This is a genomic window from Clostridium saccharobutylicum DSM 13864, assembly GCF_000473995.1.
GTDB classification, from domain to species: domain Bacteria; phylum Bacillota; class Clostridia; order Clostridiales; family Clostridiaceae; genus Clostridium; species Clostridium saccharobutylicum.
Map to the genome: position 1 here is coordinate 4263639 of NC_022571.1, position 18059 is coordinate 4281697.

Sequence of the window (18059 nt, forward strand, 5' to 3'; positions counted from 1 at the left end):
AATATATTTAAAACTTTTCTCATTTTTATTTCAAAAGAAATATATAAAATTATTAATATAAACGTAATATAACAAAAACTAGAAATTACTTATTTATATGATATAATGTCAATGTAATAATACTTTAATTTTCTTTACAAACATACTTACACAAAATAAAGGAGACTGACAATTATGAAATTTAAACAACTTATAGGTAAAACTTGTATAGCGTTTTTATCATTAGGTGTTTTAGTTACTTCCATGCCAAGTTCAATCGCTCACGCTGATTCATTTAAATCTGTAACCATTGGTGCTGATTTAAGTGAACAACAAAAAAATGAAATGTTAAAATATTTTGAAGTAACAAAAAATGATGCAAACATACTAGAAGTTACCTCAGCAGAAGAACATAAATATTTAGGACAAGTTGCTACAGAATCTCAATTAGGTAATAAATCAATATCTTGTTCTTATGTAGAACCTACAGATAAAGGTGGATTAAATATAACCACTAATAATCTTACTTGGGTTACTGATGGAATGATTAAAAACGCTTTAATTACAGCTGGTATTCAAAATGCAAATGTAAAAGCATCTGCACCTTTCAAAGTATCTGGAACTGCTGCTCTTACTGGTATATTAAAAGGATTTGAAAATAGTAGTTCTGGTAAAAAAATTGATGAAAACGCAAAACAGGCTGCTAATGAAGAACTTGTTGTTACAGGAGATCTAGGAGATAAAATAGGTCAAAACGATGCCGCCAACTTAATGAATAACATAAAGAAAGATGTAGTAAAAGAAAAGCCTAAAACTGATTCAGATTTAAATAAGCTGGTTGATAAAGATGCAGAACCATATAAGACAAAATTAACCGATGATGATATAGCAAAAATTAAATCTGTAATGAATAAAATTAATCAATTAGATATTAACTATAATAGTATTAAAGATCAGTTAAATGATGTTACTAATCAATTAAAAGATAAGCTAAGTAGCGCTGAAGCAAAAGGCTTTTTTGATAAATTAGGGGATCTTTTTTCAGGTTTCTTCCATTCAATAGGTTCCTTATTTACAAGTAATTCTAATGATAAGTAATAATTTATAAATATAGATAAAAGATTTATGACTTAGAATTATGATGTAACCTACCGAAAGAAGCTGTATTCTTTTTCTCGGTTGCTATATAACTTGGCTGTGGATTTCTATCAGCAGAAGTTACACCCATTCCTGCCTGCTCCTCAAGCAAGAATAGGACAACTTCTACTGAAGAAATGATTACAGCCAAATTATAAATGCAACACTCCGAAAAAGGATACAGCTTCTTTCTAGTATAGAGTATATTTCAAAGTTTAAGTGTAGTTCATATTTTAGAAAATTTTTACACTTATTGATATCCTTAGATTCTATAAAAATTTAATAATTTTATTGTTATATATGGATAATAAAATTTAGAACTTATATTTTTACTAAAATATTTACCATATATTGATTTTTCAGCCAATAATTTTTTTCCATGTATAAACAATTTATCACTTAAACTTAAATTCTGAAATATATTCAAAACTAGAAAGTAAGTGGAATCTTTTGCACCGCATTGCATTTGGAATATTGGTATAGATATTTCTTCAGTAAAAGTTGTTCCATTCTTGCTTGTCACAAGCTTGCCTTGGGAACATGCAAGAATGGAACAACTCTTACTGTTAGAAATCCATAGCAATATTCTATAACAATCGAGTAAAAGATTCCGCTTGCTTTCGGTAAATTAACACCTAAGTTTAAATCATAAATTGTTTATCTATATCATATCTTTTACAATTACTTTTCATTTTATTAATAATTTTTTTATTTTTTGACATACTATTATTGAAATCAAACATCTACGGAGGTATGACAATGAATAAAAAAAACATAAAACTTATAGCAACTTCTTTAGCTGTTCTTAGTTGCATGTCTTTTATCCCCAAAAAGGCAGTAGCCTATACGCTTTTTAGCGCTACAACCGATTTAGAAGATTCAACTTACATTGCTGACAAGGATAAATCTGATAAAAATAAGAATGAGAAAAAACTTGATATATTTAGTAGTCAAAATTCTAAATATCTTTCATCTGAACAAAAAAAGCAATTAAAAGAACTTAAAGAGTGTAAAGAAAAAGGTACTAAACTCACAAAAGAACAAATGGAGTCTTTACATTCGATTGTGGATTCTATAATTAAAGGCAAATTAGGAAATGAAAAATATAAAAGTTTTAAATGCTTAATGGAAAAGAAACACTCTGGATCTAAATTAACTGATGAAGAAGAGGCAAAATTAAATGAATATAAAAATATAATTGATGGTAACCTTTCAAGTAAAGATATCTTCAAAGAATTTCTAAGATAAATATGAAAGAAACCACCTGTCCATGCAGGTGGTTAATTATACTACAAATTGAAAACTAATATAATAAAAACAATATTATAAATTAACGTCATTATCTTCTTTTAAATATATTATCATAATTTAAACACCTGAAAATATTCTAATTAATTATTTCACTATAAAAAGATAGTACTCTTTCAATAAATGCAAAAGCTATTTTATCTATTTCAAAATAAGGTTCATGCTTAGATCCCTTTATATATATTACTCTACAGTTTTTAGCATAGCCTGCAAATTTATAATGTCCTCTTGGCATTACATGTGTATCATATTCTGCTTGAAATAACAGTATTGGTATCTTTACTTTTGAAGCATTCTTTTTCTTTACCATCTCTTTTGTTACCTTTGCTCCTTCAAGATACCATCCAGCAGATGATCCACCAGTTTGATATGATTTAGTATTCTTAACTTTATTAAATTGGTATTCATATCTTTCCTTACAACTTGTAGATCTGGCTGAAACTCTCTTCTCACCATTATAAGTTTCTTGACCAGGTAAATATTGATTACCCCGTCCGCAAAGTTTCATTATTCTAGCTATAGATGTAGCTACAAACTTAGGTACTTTTCCTGTATTTATTTCATGCATTGGTGCACTTAAAACAGCTCCCGAAAAATATTCCTGATATCTTTCCAAAAACATAGTTCCTATTGCTCCACCCATAGAATGAGCAAATAATAACAACTTCTTATCATTTCCATTCGGAATAACTACCTCATCAATAAATTTTTTAAAATCTTCAATGTAGTAAGAAAATTTATCAACGCTAATCTGATAATCATCTATTCCTAATCTTTGTGATCTAGCATTTCCCCTGTGTTCTATAATAAAAACTGAATATCCTTCATTAATAAAATAATATATTAATTCATAATATTTCTCAGTACATTCTCCAAATCCATGACAAATAACTATGTTCGCTTTTGCATTTTCACATATAAACTTTTCGTAATATAATTTTAAGCCTTTCTCTCCTATAATATACCCATTCTCTAATTTTTTCTTTAAGTATGGTTCAACTTTGTTAATCATATCTTCTTTATATTTACTATGGGAAATGTATTTTTCCACATTCTTAATTTTAAAATCTAATTCTGAAATTATACTAGAATTACTATTGCACTTTTTCATAAACAATCTCCTACAATTTTATTGATAAGGCACATGAAAGAAAATAGCAAGTCCAAAATGCGATGATTATATTTCATCAGGCAATGAATAAAATTTGTCTCATAGTTAGCTAACTTAGTATGATTAAAAATAGACTTGACAGATGGACTTATTATTTTTTGAATTGTTCCTAACTACTGCTTAAATCACAATCCCAAAATATATAGAATTATTTTTAAACATTCTCTAATTTTAATATAGTACTTTTTCCTAAAATATATTATAAAATCTATGTTAAAATATTACACCATATATTAATTTAGTTTCAACACCAAATTGATGTGGATATCCAAATCAAGACTTAGATTTATGTAGTGAATAACCGAAATTAGATATATATTTGTTCTATCAAACTTATGAAACTTTCACAAATATGCATATGATTTCTAGTATAGATATCACTTTGAATTCATATAATTTTAGAATTCTTAACTATAAATAAATATATAAATAAACAAACTTCGAAATATATTCCATACCAGAAAGAAAGGAGACTATTTTACGCAGTGTTGCGCTAATAATTTGGCTGTAGGTATTTCTTCAGTAAAAGTTGTTCCATTCTTGCTTGTCACAAAAGTGAGAATCGAAATTTTACATTTCGTTCTTCGAACTTTCCCTGTGAACGCTTGCCTTGAGAACATGCAGGAATGGGTACAACTTCTGCTGTTAGAAATCCACAGCAAAATTATCTGGCAACCGAGTAAAATAGTCTCCTTTCTTTCGATTAATCATCACATAAATCTAATCTATAAGTTATTTATCTATATTTAAAAATTTTGTTCTTTAATTCTATTTACTAATTTCAGTATAAAATACATCATTGATGCATTTATTGGAATCATTACAACATTCTTAAATGCTCTTGCTGGAAGTAATAAAGCAAATGCTTTTCCATATAATAACGATAAAAAAAATGTATTTAAGATTATATCTACGATTAACACTACTAAAATCTCAGCAATTATACATCTAATAAATGTAACTTTTTTCTTATATAATAAAGTCCCATATATCATTCCTAAAACCATTGCCGATATAGTAAATCCCGGAAAAAACACTCCCTTGGGATTAATTATATAGTTAATTATATCAGACAATCCTCCACAAACAGCCCCACCAACCGGGCCAAATAACATTCCTATAGTTGATGATGCTAGAAACTCAAAACTTAAATGTAAAACTGGTGAAATTTGAATTGTAAACAAATCTAGTATTAATTTAATAGTAATTAATAAACTAGCAGTAACTAAATTTCTAACGTTTTTTAATTCCCGTGATGAGCACAAAACTGAATTGTAAAAATTCTTCATAAAAACCTCTCCTCATATTAAATTTTTAGTAATAAATAACTAAAATTTATTATTTCAGCTAAACTTAAAGCAAAGATTAATAATCTTGCCAAAGAAAGTTGATTAACATAATTCATTTGCTGAAATAAAAGAGAGATTCTCTTTTACATAACAGCGGAATGCAATATTTGTACCGCAAATTCAAAGAATTTTTCGTTTAAAAGACAACTTCCCGTTCTTTTAACACTTAACGCACAAATATCTACTCTGTAAATAAAATTTTTACATAACCTACATAATTATATTCTTTATATTAATTATAAAAGCATTTCCTTAATATGCAAGTGTTTTTCTTTCTCCAAATCTATAAAATTATCACCTTTTAATAATAAAGGTTTATCTATATTATTTAAGTTCATTTGTATTATCTTACACTTTTCTCCTGTATTTAGGAGAACCTTTTCTCCCATATAATAGTTCGATACATGTTCTAAAAATACTTTAACATATTCATAGTTTAATTTACCCAAACCTTCTGATTTTACAATTTGTAACGCTTCAAATGGTGGTTTCTTATCCTTATATCCCCTATTTGAATTAATTGCATCAAAAACATCAGCTATGGCAATTATTTTAGCGAATTTATGTATTGAATCTCCTTTTAATCCTAATGGATATCCAGAACCATCTTCTCTTTCATGATGCATCAACACGCCATAACTAACCGACTTATCCAAAAAAGGAATTTCTTTAGCAATATTATATCCAATCTGTGCATGAGTTTTAACTACATTAAACTCCTTTGAATTTAAGCAGTCATTTTTACTAATAATTTCATCATTTATCTTTGTTTTTCCAAAGTCATGAAGAATTGCTGAATATACCAATAAATTTAATTGTGTATTCTCAAGTCCTACCCATTTTCCTAATAAAGCACTGAGTGCTGCTACATTTACAGCATGTCTATAAATAGAATCTGTACCACTACCATGAAGAACGATATTTTTTATAACAATATTACTTGGATTTAATTCATTCTGAATTCTTTTAGAAAACGCTCTTACTTCATCCATACATACAGTATCCTGGTTAGCTATCTGTAAAAATGTTGCGTGTAGTTTAGAAGATATTAATTTAAATTCTTCATCGACTTTATTATACTCTTCTTGTTTTTTATTTTGTAGCACTGAATTTTCTTTTTTCTCTTCTAATTTTTCATTTTCTTCTTTTAAATCATATATTTCAATATTACCAACAAATATGACTGTTTTTAATTTTTCTATTATTAATTCAGTGACTGTTGAATCCTTTTTTAATAATAGTTTTCCATTTTCTTCTACATCCTTGGCTATAACCATACCTTTTTCTACATTATTAATACTCACAATTCTCGTTTTTGCATTCATCATCATTAACTCCTACCATTAAAACTAATAAAAAATAACAAAACAATCCATATACTTTTTAACTTATTTTCCATACTTTCCTATTTATATCTATATTATTCAATACTTTTCACTTTTTGTCAAAGGATAGCTTAATAAATTAATAAAAGGTGGAGCTTTAATTAAAATTCCACCTTTTATTTACAAACTTAATACTAATAATTTATACTTATAATATAGTACTTGCTTTATCATTTCCAGTCTTGGCCTTACCTTGAATCTCTGTTGGAACTTCTCTAACATCATTTTTCTTAATCTTATTCTTATGATTACTTTCTGTTCCATGTGGATCACTTGGATCTGGTCTTCTCATTCCTGCTTTTGCCATAACTATTTCACCCTTTCTACAATACTTTTAATCTTAGTATTCTAAAAAAGATTAGATAATATGCAAGTATTATACTTGTTCATTTATCCATTTATTCCAAACATCTATTTCATATCCTACAGTTGCTTCTTTTCCATTTCTAACTATTGGTGTCATCATTACTTTTTGATTTTTAAGCAATAGTTCAGCTTTTATTTCCGAACTTCTTATACTACCAAAATTTAATTTTGCATAATCTTTTGATTTAGTATTTATCAAATCATTAATATTCTTTGATTTGAGTATGCTGGTAAGCTCACCTTTACTCATAGACTTCTCATTTAAATCGATAAATTGAAATTTAACTTTTCTCTCCTTAAAAAAACGTTCTGCTTTTTTAGTATCAAAACATCTCTTTGTTCCAAATATCTGTATATTCATAAATCTAATTTTATCTCCTTAAATATTTAAAACCTTGTTATTTTTTGAATATGCCTTAATTTATTATTTATCTAATTCAACTATTGTATCAAGAGCAACTTCCATCATATTTGTAAATGTTGTTTGTCTCTCCTCAGCAGTTGTAACTTCTCCTGTTATGAAGTGATCACTTACTGTCATTATAGCCAATGCATTAACTCCATATTTAGCTGCAACAGTATATAATCCTGCTGCTTCCATTTCAACTCCTAGGCAGCCAAACTTAGCCCATTTCTTCCAATCTTCATTATCATCTCCATAAAATACATCTGAACTATATATGCTTCCAACCTTTGGATCTAATCCTTTTGCTATAGCTATATCATAAGCTGGTTTTAAAAGTTTAAAACTTGCTGTTGGTGCAAATGTTCTTCCTTGAAATCTTACTAAATTAAGATTTGAATCTGTTGAAGCTGACATTGCTATTATAAGATCTCTAACTTTAACATCTTCGTGATATCCACCACAAGTACCAACTCTTATTAAATTTTTAACACCATATTCATTAATCAATTCATTAGCATAAATAGATATTGATGGTATTCCCATACCTGTTCCTTGTACCGAAATTCTCTTTCCTTTATATGTGCCTGTAAAACCATACATTCCTCTAACTTCATTATAACAAACTACATCTTCTAAAAATGTATCTGCTATAAACTTAGCTCTTAAAGGATCTCCTGGTAATAATACACTTTCTGCAATAGCACCTTGTGGTGCATTAATATGAACGCTCATCTTTTTACCTCCGTTATTTAAGTAATTATTTATCTTTTTTATTTACCTAGTGCTTCTTTTTTAAAAGCTCCTGGTAATACTTCTCTCATGTCTTTTATAATATAGTCATCTTCACTTTTAGCAAGTATGACTTCTATACTTTCATCACCAAATTCAGAAATTACTTGACGACAAATTCCACATGGATATGTGTATTCATTTAAACTTCCAACTATGGCTATAGATTTAATCGTAGTTTCTCCTTCAGATATTCCTCTAAATATTGCAGTTCTTTCAGCACAATTTGTAGCTCCAAAAGATGCATTTTCTACATTACATCCACCATATATTTTTCCACTTTCAAAAAGTACTGCTGCCCCTACCTTAAAATTAGAATAAGGTGAGTATGCTCTATTCCTATAGTCCAAAGCTACATTGATAAGTTTTTTATAATCCATAATATTTCCTCCCTAATTCTTTTTTATATATAATATCTTTCTTATAATAAATTCTTTATATACAGTGATAATTCCTTTTTTATAAGTTAAAATTAGACAGATGGATTTATTATTTATTTGAATGTGCCTAAATTAATACACAGTTCTTTATTATTTCACGAACTGTGCATTGCTATTAAAATATTTTAAATGTAAAAGCACAATATTATTATTTATAATATATAGTTCTATCTCTTACCTGGATCAAAAGGTTCTCCTGAAGCTTTTGGTGCTTGTGAAGATTTAGAGAATATTACAAGTGCAATCAATGTCACTACATATGGGAATATCTTTAATATCACTGGTGGAATTGATCCAAGTGCTGGTATTACTTGTGATACATTAGCAATTGTACTTGCAAACCCAAAGAATAATGTAGCCGCAAGAATTCCAAGTGGTTTCCATTGACCAAATATCAATGCTGCCAATGCTAAGAATCCTATTCCAGCAACACTTCCATTAAATTCTCCAGAATATGTTACAAGGATTATCGCTCCTCCAAGTGAAGATAACCCTCCTGAAAGTAATACTCCAAAATATCTCATACGATATACATTGATACCTGCTGCATCTGCTGCTTGAGGATGTTCACCACAAGCTCTAAGTCTTAATCCAAAACTAGTTTTATATATTAAAAATATAGTTAATAAAAGTATTACTAAAACTAGCCATGTAGTTACATATGTCTTTGTAAAGAATAAAGGTCCTAGTATAGGAATTGATGAAAGCCATGGAATATCTATTGGATAAAATCCATTTTGAATTCTTATACGTCCACTTCCTGAAATAGTTCTTGCTAAAAATATAGTTAAGGCTCCTGCCATCATATTTATAGCAGTACCACTAATTGTTTGGTCTGCATTTAAATTTATACTTGCAAATGCATGTAAAAGCGAAAATAACATTCCAACTATTACAGCCACTATAAGTCCAATCCAAAGTGGAATGCTACTATTTGGCATCACATCTTGTAACTTATATATTGTCAAAGCACCAGAAAATGAACCTATTACCATAAATCCTTCTAATCCAATGTTTATAACTCCACTTCTTTCACAATATAAAGCTCCAAGTGCTGTTATAAGTAGAGGAATTGTATATTGAATAGCATATGGAAAAACTTGCTGCATTATTGTCCACATATTATTTTTCCTCCTTGTTCGTATTTACTTTCTCATCATTATTTAATTCAGCTTCATCTATATTACCTTCGGATGGTAATATACCAATTCCACTGTCTCCTGCTTTTTTTGCTTTTCTTTTCTTTATTTTATTTACTACAATTGGTACTGCTGCACTTATTGCTGCAAAATATATTATAGTTGCAATTATTGTATCTGCTATTTCTGGTGGGATACTTGTATTAGCATTCATAAATCCTTTTCCAGAATACAACAATCCAAAGAATAATGCTGAAACTAAAACGCCTCCTGGGCTATTAGCTCCAAGTAAGGATACTGCGATTCCATCAAACCCTTGAGATGGCATTACTCCTATTTGAATATTAGATGCATTTCCTACATATTGTGCAACTCCTGCAAGACCTGAAAGAGCTCCTGAAATCATCATAGCAACAATTACATTCTTATTTACTGACATACCAGCATATTCTGCTGCGTCTCTATTAAATCCTACAGCTTTTAATTCATAACCTAAAACTGTTTTATTTAAAATAAAACCAATTATGATTACAGCTAAAATAGCAATAAATATTCCTAGATTTATATATGATCCATTAAAAATACTTTTAAGCCATGTAGTTTGCAATGATGCCATCGCTGGAATATTCTTCGATTCTGTTTCACTTGAACCTTTAAAATAAGCTGGTATTACATAATATACTATCCAATAAGCAACCCAGTTCATCATGATTGAAGATACAACTTCATTAACATTAAACTTAGCTTTTAATAATCCTGGTACAAATGCCCAAATAGCTCCAGCAATTCCACCTATAATTATCATCGCTAATATTAATACTGGACCTGGAATACTTGAGTTATATAATAATCCAATTATTGTAGCACAAAATCCTCCAAAAAGCATTTGTCCTGGTGCTCCTATGTTGAAAAGACCAGTTTTAAATGCAAATGCTACTGAAAGCCCTGTAAGTATTAATGGTGTTGCAGTTGCTATAGTGTCACCACATCTTTTTAAATTCATAAGTCCACCTTTAAAAAGATAAGCATATCCCTCTATAGGATCACTTCCAATTAACAACATTAAAATTGCTCCTGCAAGCAATCCTAAAACAACTGCAAGTATAGAATTTAAAGCATCCTTTTTACTCATGCGACCTTCCTCCTTTTTGGATACCAGCCATCATTAATCCAATTTCATTTTCATTTGTTTCTGAAGCTTTTACTGTTCCAATTAATTCTCCACTATTAATGATTGCAATTCTATCTGATAAATTCATAACCTCACTAAGTTCCAATGAAACAAGTAAGACAGCCTTTCCTTCATCTCTTTGTTCCACTAATCTTTTATGAATATACTCAATTGAACCTACATCAAGTCCTCTTGTTGGTTGAACTGCAATTAATAAATCAGGATCTAACTCTATTTCACGTCCAATTATAGCTTTTTGTTGATTACCGCCTGACATTGTTCTTGCAATTGAAGCTCCACCTTTACCTGATCTTACGTCGAACTCTTTAATTATTTTTTCAGCATAATTATGTATTGCATTTTTGTTCAATAATCCATGTTTTGAAAATGGTTCTCTATCATATATTTCTAATACCATATTATCTTCAATTGTATAATCTAGTACTAATCCTCTTTTTTGACGATCTTCTGGAATATGAGCCATTCCACTATCTATACGCTTGCGAATTGATAGATTAGTTATATCTTTATTTTTAAAGTATACACTGCCTGATTTAACACTTCTCATTCCTGTAATGGCTTCAATTAATTCTGTTTGACCATTACCTTCAACTCCTGCAATACCAAGGATTTCACCTGCTTTAACTTCAATAGAAAAATTCTTAACTCCAAGAACCTTTTTATTATTTAGTACAGATAAATTCTCTACCTTTAAAATTACTTCTCCAGGAGTCTTGTCTTTCTTATCAACTTTAAAACTTACAGGTCTTCCAACCATCATTTCTGCCATTTTTGCTTCCGATGTGTCTTTTACATCTACTGTTCCTATATAAGTTCCTCGTCTTATAACTGTGCAGCGATCTGCAACAGCTTTAATTTCTTTAAGCTTATGTGTTATTATTATTATTGATTTACCTTCTTTTATAAGATTTTTCATAATTTTAATAAGCTCATCTATTTCTTGTGGTGTAAGTACTGCCGTTGGTTCATCTAATATTAATACTTCTGCATCTCTATAAAGCATTTTTAAAATTTCTACTCTTTGCTGCATACCAACTGATATATTTTCTATTTTTGCATATGGATCAACATTTAATGCGTATCTTTTAGATAGTTCTTGTATTTTCTTAGCTGCACTCTTAACATCAACTGACAATCCTTTTTTAGGTTCACAACCTAGTATGATATTTTCAGTTACTGTAAAATTGTGCACTAATTTAAAATGTTGATGCACCATTCCAATTCCTAAATCATTTGCAATATTGGGATTTGAAATTTTTACTTCTTTGCCCCTTACTTTTATGATTCCTTGTTCTGGTTGATACATTCCAAAAAGAACTGACATTAAAGTAGATTTACCCGCTCCATTTTCACCAAGTAGTGCATGAACTTCTCCCTTTCTCAATCTGAGAGTAATATTATCATTAGCCACTATACCTGGGAATTCTTTACGGATATTTAGCATTTCAACTACATATTCCATCACAGAGTCCTCCTTTTTTTAGGCACATGAAAGAAACTAACAAGTCCAAAATGCCATGATTATTTTTTATCAGGCAAAGAAGCAGATTGGTCTCATAGCGGGCCTATTAGCTCAATCTGCTGATGTGGGCAGTGAAGCCAAATCTATGATTTGGTATGAATCGCTTACTTAGTGAACATAGCGAATCGAGCTTCTTCTTATGAAAAATAGGCTTGACAGATGGACTTGCTATTTTTTTGATTGTGCCTTGATTAACAATTAATAATTGCCAATTGACAATAAACAATATGACTCACTCTAAAATTTCCCGCTTCAATACATCTTCTCTATTAGCTTTAATATATAGTATTGTTCATTGTCAATTGTCAACTCAAAATGTACACTAATTAACATAACCCCAAAATATTCTCCCCTTTTACTCATTAAATTGACAATGAAGGCATACTTATAAAATATTTAACCTTCATTGCCATTAATTTAATGTATAAATAACTTACTTAATGTAAATTATTTCATTAATTTTCCATCATTGTTGTTATCAGCAACTGTAATTGAACCATCTTTAAGTTTTGCATATATATCATCAACTGTTTTCATTGTATCTGCACTTAAGTTTGGATTTTCTGTTGGTATACCAACAGCATCTTTAGTTACATCAAATGTTAAAGTTTGGCCACCTGGGAAGTTTCCTTCTTTTAAATCTTTAACTATATTGTAACTTGCTGAATCTACTTTCTTAATAGCTGAAGTAAGAACTACTGATTTACCTTCTTCATAAACACCATCTTGATATTGGTCTCTATCAACACCAACCATCCATACATTCTTTCCTGCTTTTACTTGTTCTTGAGCTGCTTTTACAACTCCATTTCCAACTCCACCAGCTGCGCAGAATATAGCCTTGACGCCTCTACCATACATTGTATTAGCAAGTTGTTGTCCTGCTGCTGTATCGTTAAATGTTCCTTGATATACTACATTTTCAGGTTTTAATGACATTTTAGTTCCTAATTTTTCATTAGCATAAGCTACACCTTGTTGGTATCCCCAGTTAAACTTTTGTACAGCTGGAATTTCCATTCCACCTATGAATCCTAGTTCACCTTCTTTAAGTTGAACTGATGTTGCAACACCAGCAATGAATCCTGCTTGTTGTTCTGCAAATAAAATTGAAACTGCATTATCTGCTACTTTAGTAGTTGGTTTATCAGCTCCATCATTTGGAGTACCATCAATTATAAAGAATTTAGCATCTGGATATTTATCTTGAGCTTCATAAATTGCTGTTTCAAACTTAAATCCTGGTGCACCTATAAGTTTAAATCCTGAATCATAAAGATTTCCAATTTCCTTCATATAATCAGCTTTTGTTTCACCAGCTGGTTTTAAATACTTAGGTTCGTCTAAGTTAAATTCTTTTTGTGCTTTTTGTATTCCTTCCCAAGTACCTTGGTTAAATGATTTATCATCTATAGTTCCTGAGTCTGTAACCATACCTACTTTAATTTTTTCCCCTGATCCTGAACCATCCTTAGTTCCTGAAGAATTTCCACAGCCTGCAAATAATGACATTGAAATTGCTGAAACTGCTAATAATGATAATAATCTCTTTTTCATGTGCCTTCCTCCTAAAATATAATTTTAAATAATATTGTAAATCATAAAGTTTTTATGATTTAACTGCTTTTAGTTAATAATTATTAATATCCTAATTAAATAATAAATATCAATTCCCAAATTCTGTTTTAATAGCTATGTCATTTACTTGATATTTATTGTAAAAAGTGCACTAAATTTAGTATTCGAGATTTAACTTAAAATATGTATATGTGCAAATACTTATAAATATATTTAAAAAAATTACTTATTTATAATTTTTTCTGATCCCTTAATTATTATTTGTGGTGCAACTGTCAGTCTTTGCACCTCATTTTTACCATTTTTATCAATTATATCGCAAAGCATGTTCATTGCTTTTATCCCTAATTCAACAGGACAATCCTCTAGATATGTAATGTTCAATCCTACCATGTCTAAAAACTCATTTTTATCAAACCCTATTATTGATAAATCATCTGGTATTTTTTTATTTTCTTCATTTATGGCTTTTATAACTCCCATAGTCATCATATTACTACAAACAACCATAGCAGTTGGATGATCTTTTTGCTTCAATAAGTTTTTAGTTAACTCATATGCTTTTTCTAATTTAAACTCACCACTTAAAATATACTCTTCTTCAACTGGAATTTTATTAATCTCTAATGCTTTTTTGTATCCAATTAATCTATCCATTGCTGGCTCTGAACTCAACAATCCAGTTATAATTGCTATTTTAGTATGTCCTTCTTTTATAAATAAATTTGTTGCTTCAAATCCACCTTTAACATTATCTACAAAAACTCCATTCAAATTGGTAAACGTTATATCTGCTGATACTAATATTATTGGTATATTTAAATTATGAATTGTATTTATATAATCATCATTAAATTTTTCTTCGCCAAAACCTGGAGTCATTATTATCCCTTGTATTCTTTGTTCTTTAAGAAGTTTAAGTGCATTTACTTCTTTATGTAAATAATTATCTGTGTTAAACAAAATTATATTTAAATTATTTTTTTCAGCTATTTCACTAATTCCCTTTATAATTTCTCCAAAATATGAATTGGTTATATCAGGAACAATTACACCAATTGTGCTAGTCTCACTTTTAGATAAACTTCTAGCAATAGCACTTGGAATATAATTCATTTCTTTTATTACAGCCTCTATTCGTTTTTTAGTGTCTTCTTTTACATATCCAGAATTATTTAATACTCTCGATACTGTTGATGCTGAAACGTTGGCTATTTTTGCAATATCATTTATTGTTATTGACATACAATTCACCTCATTACATACCTTCTAGATTATATTTATATAATAAAAGTCATAATTCAAAGAAATGGTAGCGGTTCCATAGTAATTATAATATATATAGTACTTCGTCATCCAAGTATAGTAATCTTATATTGTATATCACAATATAAGAAATATAGGATTTCGAGTATACTTTTTAAGTATAATATATATCATACTTTTTTCAAGTCCTAAAAACAAAATATTTTTAATATAAGAAAATTTATTTATATTACATAAAAAATAACAAATCCAAAACGCCATAATTATTTTTCATCAGGCAAAGAGGTAAATTGCGCTCATAGTGAGTCCATTAGGTCAATTTGCCGACGCAGCATGATTGGAAATAGATTAGTAAGTAGACTTGTTACTTGAATGTGTCTAATTTGTAGTACTTATAATTAAAGGCATAAATTTAAGCAGTATCCTTAAATTCACGCCCTTGTGATATTTATTCTTCAATATTATACTATATTTTCAAATAATATCATAGCCTTATTTTCTTAAACCATTAACAAATCTTTCTATTCTCTTTAATGCTTCAATAATATTATCCATAGACGAAGCATAACATGCTCTAATAAATCCCTCTCCACATTCTCCAAATGCATTTCCTGGAACAGTTAATACTTTTTCACTTATAAGCAATTGTTCACAGAACTCATCAGATGTTATCCCTGTAGATTTAATACTTGGGAATACATAAAATGCTCCTAAAGGTTCAAAACATTCTAATCCAATTTTCCTGAATCCCTCTACTAACACTCTTCTTCTTCTGTTATATTCCTTCGTCATTTCTATAACACTATCATCACCATTTTTTAATGCTTCTATAGCTGCATATTGAGCAGTTGTTGGAGAGCACATAATTCCATATTGATGTATTTTCTTCATTGCATCGATTAAAATTTGATGTCCGCAAACATATCCAAGTCTCCATCCTGTCATCGCATATGATTTAGAAAATCCATTTATAACTAATGTTTTTTCTTTCATTTCTGGAAATGATGCTATCGAAACATGCTTATCTCCATAACAAAGTTCTGCATATATTTCATCAGAAATTACAATGATATCTTTATCCTTTAACACCTCAACTATTGCTGCAAGCTCATCCCTATTCATAATTGCGCCTGTTGGATTGTTAGGGAATGGGATTATTACTACTTTTGTCTTAGGCGTAATAGCTTCTTCCAAATCCTCTGGCATAAGCTTAAATTCATCTTCAGCTTTAAGGTTTAAAACTTTAGCAGTAGCACCTGTAAATGCCGTACATCCTTTATATGCTACAAAGCTAGGTTCTGGAATTATAACTTCATCTCCTGGACCTACTAAAGCTCTTAGTGCTAAATCAATTCCTTCACTTCCACCAACTGTAACTAATATTTCATTTAATGGATTATAGCTTAAGTCAAATCTTCTATAAAGGTATTTTGAAATTTCATTACGTAATTCAACAAATCCAGCATTAGAAGAATAATGAGTATGTCCTTCTTCTATAGAATAAATTCCAGCTTCTCTAACATTCCAAGGAGTAACAAAATCAGGTTCCCCAACTCCTAATGAAATTACATCTTCCATTTCATTTATCATATCAAAATATTTTCTTATGCCTGATGGAGGCATTTTTTTTACATTATCTAAAATCATATTTTCTAATATCATATAAATATTGCCTCCCTATCGTCTACTTTCTTTTCCTTAAATATTGTTCCATGTTCTTTATATTTCTTTAATACAAAATGAGTTGCTGTGCTAAGCACATATTGTTGCACTGCTAATTTTTGTGAAACAAAAAGTGCAACTTCCTTCATTGTTTTTCCTTCAATAATAACAGTTAAATCAAATCCTCCAGACATTAAATAACAAGCTTTAACTTGTGAAAATTTATAAATTCTCTCTGCTACCTTATCAAAACCTTCTCCTCTTTGAGGTGTTATTTTTACTTCTATTAATGCAGTAACTGTTTCACTTCCGGTATTTTCCCAATTTATAAGAGTTGTATAACCTGCTATTATACTCTTCTCTTCATAATCTCTAATAGCTTCTCTGACTTCTTCTACAGTTTTACCTGTCATAGTAGCAATTTGTTCATCGCTATACCTACTGTTTTTTTCTAATATTTCAAGTATTTCCTCCATTGCAAATGCCCTCCTTATTTTTATAAATGAATGATGAATAATTAATATCTAGATTTAATTATCCTTATAACAGTTCTAAAATTATATAATTTTATATACATAAAAAAAGTCCTCCATCCCAAACAAGGGACGAAGGAACTACTTCGCGGTACCACCCTAATAAACAATATAAATATTGTTCACTCAGCTGGAGTATCTAAAACATTAATACTCCACCTCTATAACGTGAGGAACACGTCATTACCTAATTAAAAATTGAACACATAAATGCAAAATTACTGTTAATCCTTATTTTTTAGTAATGAAATTCAAAGGCTGCTTCTATAAAGCTTACTTACTAGACTTCCACCAAACTCTAGCTCTCTAAAAAGTTCACTTAAATATACTATTCCTTATCACTATTTTTAAAATATAAAACAATAATAATTAGTTATAAATAAAACAACTATTAATTTAAACTAATTATAATAAAAAACGTCATTGTGCATGCTTTTATAATATAAATACTTAAATACTTAAATACTTAAATACTTAAATACTTAAATACTTATTTATATTATAAACTCAATTATATAAATAATTCAATACTATTTTATATATTATTTTAACATATTAATAATCAACTCATAAATTTATAAACTTAAAATAAAATTTATAAATTTAAAGAGAGTCATAAGTTTTGTCTCTTATAACTCTCTATTAAACAACTAATAATTATAATTCATTATCTATGCTGTTGTTTTTTAGCTCTTCTACATGCTGGGCATCTCACTGGCTCATTTTCAAAGCCTTTTTCCTTATAAAATTCTTGTTCTCCTACTGTGAAAATAAATTCTTCTCCACAATCTTTACATACTATTTTTTTGTCTTCCATTTTAATGTTCTATTGCCAAA

General features: G+C 29.0%; 19 protein-coding genes, 1 riboswitch and 1 other annotated feature. Of the genes, 2 read left to right on the plus strand and 17 right to left on the minus strand.

Annotated elements, in window-relative coordinates:
* Positions 1-174 precede the first annotated feature (174 nt).
* Complete coding sequence (locus tag CLSA_RS18550; protein ID WP_022748912.1) at positions 175-1077, plus strand: DUF1002 domain-containing protein; 903 nt, start codon at positions 175-177, stop codon at positions 1075-1077.
* Between the two features lie 25 nt (positions 1078-1102).
* Here CLSA_RS18550 and CLSA_RS23225 read toward each other — a convergent pair whose 3' ends face one another.
* A complete protein-coding gene (locus CLSA_RS23225; protein WP_155738361.1) occupies positions 1103-1267 on the minus strand; it encodes a hypothetical protein in 165 nt (54 codons plus the stop codon).
* 111 nt (positions 1268-1378) lie between these two features.
* A complete protein-coding gene (locus tag CLSA_RS23230; RefSeq protein WP_022748917.1) occupies positions 1379-1639 on the minus strand; it encodes a hypothetical protein in 261 nt (86 codons plus the stop codon).
* A 236-nt stretch (positions 1640-1875) separates the two neighbouring features.
* Here CLSA_RS23230 and CLSA_RS18560 point away from each other — a divergent pair, with 236 nt between their 5' ends.
* Positions 1876-2364 carry a hypothetical protein gene (locus tag CLSA_RS18560; RefSeq protein WP_022748921.1) on the plus strand — a complete coding sequence of 163 codons (489 nt, stop codon included), beginning with the start codon at positions 1876-1878 and terminating at the stop codon, positions 2362-2364.
* A gap of 139 nt (positions 2365-2503) precedes the next feature.
* On the opposite strand, the gene CLSA_RS18565 is transcribed toward CLSA_RS18560, so the two are convergent.
* The 15 genes from CLSA_RS18565 to CLSA_RS18630 all read right to left on the minus strand — a co-directional run bounded on the left by CLSA_RS18565 (position 2504) and on the right by CLSA_RS18630 (position 18039).
* Positions 2504-3535, minus strand: a complete 1032-nt coding sequence (locus CLSA_RS18565; RefSeq protein ID WP_022748925.1) for an alpha/beta fold hydrolase — start codon at positions 3533-3535, stop codon at positions 2504-2506.
* 806 nt (positions 3536-4341) lie between these two features.
* Positions 4342-4884 (minus strand): folate family ECF transporter S component, encoded by a 543-nt coding sequence (locus tag CLSA_RS18570; protein WP_022748929.1) that lies wholly within the window; start codon positions 4882-4884, stop codon positions 4342-4344.
* 149 nt (positions 4885-5033) lie between these two features.
* Positions 5034-5135: riboswitch (THF riboswitch) on the minus strand.
* A 45-nt stretch (positions 5136-5180) separates the two neighbouring features.
* Positions 5181-6269, minus strand: a complete 1089-nt coding sequence (locus CLSA_RS18575) for an HD-GYP domain-containing protein (RefSeq protein WP_041716362.1) — start codon at positions 6267-6269, stop codon at positions 5181-5183.
* A 208-nt stretch (positions 6270-6477) separates the two neighbouring features.
* Positions 6478-6636 (minus strand): hypothetical protein, encoded by a 159-nt coding sequence (locus tag CLSA_RS23520; RefSeq protein WP_022748939.1) that lies wholly within the window; start codon positions 6634-6636, stop codon positions 6478-6480.
* A gap of 69 nt (positions 6637-6705) precedes the next feature.
* Positions 6706-7056: an arsenate reductase family protein gene (locus tag CLSA_RS18580; RefSeq protein ID WP_022748944.1), complete on the minus strand. Its 351-nt coding sequence runs from the start codon at positions 7054-7056 to the stop codon at positions 6706-6708.
* A gap of 63 nt (positions 7057-7119) precedes the next feature.
* On the minus strand, positions 7120-7833 hold the full coding sequence (gene deoD / locus CLSA_RS18585) for a purine-nucleoside phosphorylase (RefSeq protein ID WP_022748948.1): 714 nt from the start codon (positions 7831-7833) through the stop codon (positions 7120-7122).
* Between the two features lie 38 nt (positions 7834-7871).
* The gene (locus CLSA_RS18590) at positions 7872-8270 is read right to left on the minus strand and encodes a cytidine deaminase (protein WP_022748953.1); all 399 of its coding nucleotides are present in this window, start codon (positions 8268-8270) and stop codon (positions 7872-7874) included.
* A 227-nt stretch (positions 8271-8497) separates the two neighbouring features.
* Positions 8498-9451, minus strand: a complete 954-nt coding sequence (locus tag CLSA_RS18595; RefSeq protein WP_022748956.1) for an ABC transporter permease — start codon at positions 9449-9451, stop codon at positions 8498-8500.
* Position 9452: 1 nt separating this feature from the next.
* Positions 9453-10601 carry an ABC transporter permease gene (locus CLSA_RS18600; protein WP_022748958.1) on the minus strand — a complete coding sequence of 383 codons (1149 nt, stop codon included), beginning with the start codon at positions 10599-10601 and terminating at the stop codon, positions 9453-9455.
* The gene (locus CLSA_RS18605; RefSeq protein WP_022748961.1) at positions 10594-12123 is read right to left on the minus strand and encodes an ABC transporter ATP-binding protein; all 1530 of its coding nucleotides are present in this window, start codon (positions 12121-12123) and stop codon (positions 10594-10596) included. The genes CLSA_RS18600 and CLSA_RS18605 overlap by 8 nt, the downstream gene beginning before the upstream one ends.
* A gap of 507 nt (positions 12124-12630) precedes the next feature.
* The gene (locus CLSA_RS18610) at positions 12631-13740 is read right to left on the minus strand and encodes a BMP family lipoprotein (protein WP_022748964.1); all 1110 of its coding nucleotides are present in this window, start codon (positions 13738-13740) and stop codon (positions 12631-12633) included.
* A 243-nt stretch (positions 13741-13983) separates the two neighbouring features.
* Positions 13984-15006 (minus strand): LacI family DNA-binding transcriptional regulator, encoded by a 1023-nt coding sequence (locus tag CLSA_RS18615; protein WP_022748968.1) that lies wholly within the window; start codon positions 15004-15006, stop codon positions 13984-13986.
* Between the two features lie 513 nt (positions 15007-15519).
* Positions 15520-16689, minus strand: a complete 1170-nt coding sequence (locus CLSA_RS18620) for an aminotransferase class I/II-fold pyridoxal phosphate-dependent enzyme (protein WP_022748971.1) — start codon at positions 16687-16689, stop codon at positions 15520-15522.
* A complete protein-coding gene (locus CLSA_RS18625) occupies positions 16686-17165 on the minus strand; it encodes an Lrp/AsnC family transcriptional regulator (RefSeq protein ID WP_022748975.1) in 480 nt (159 codons plus the stop codon). Before CLSA_RS18625 ends, CLSA_RS18620 begins: the two co-directional genes overlap by 4 nt.
* A 122-nt stretch (positions 17166-17287) precedes the next feature.
* Positions 17288-17573, minus strand: a binding site (T-box leader).
* 316 nt (positions 17574-17889) lie between these two features.
* Complete coding sequence (locus tag CLSA_RS18630; RefSeq protein ID WP_022748978.1) at positions 17890-18039, minus strand: zinc-ribbon domain-containing protein; 150 nt, start codon at positions 18037-18039, stop codon at positions 17890-17892.
* Positions 18040-18059: the final 20 nt, after the last annotated feature.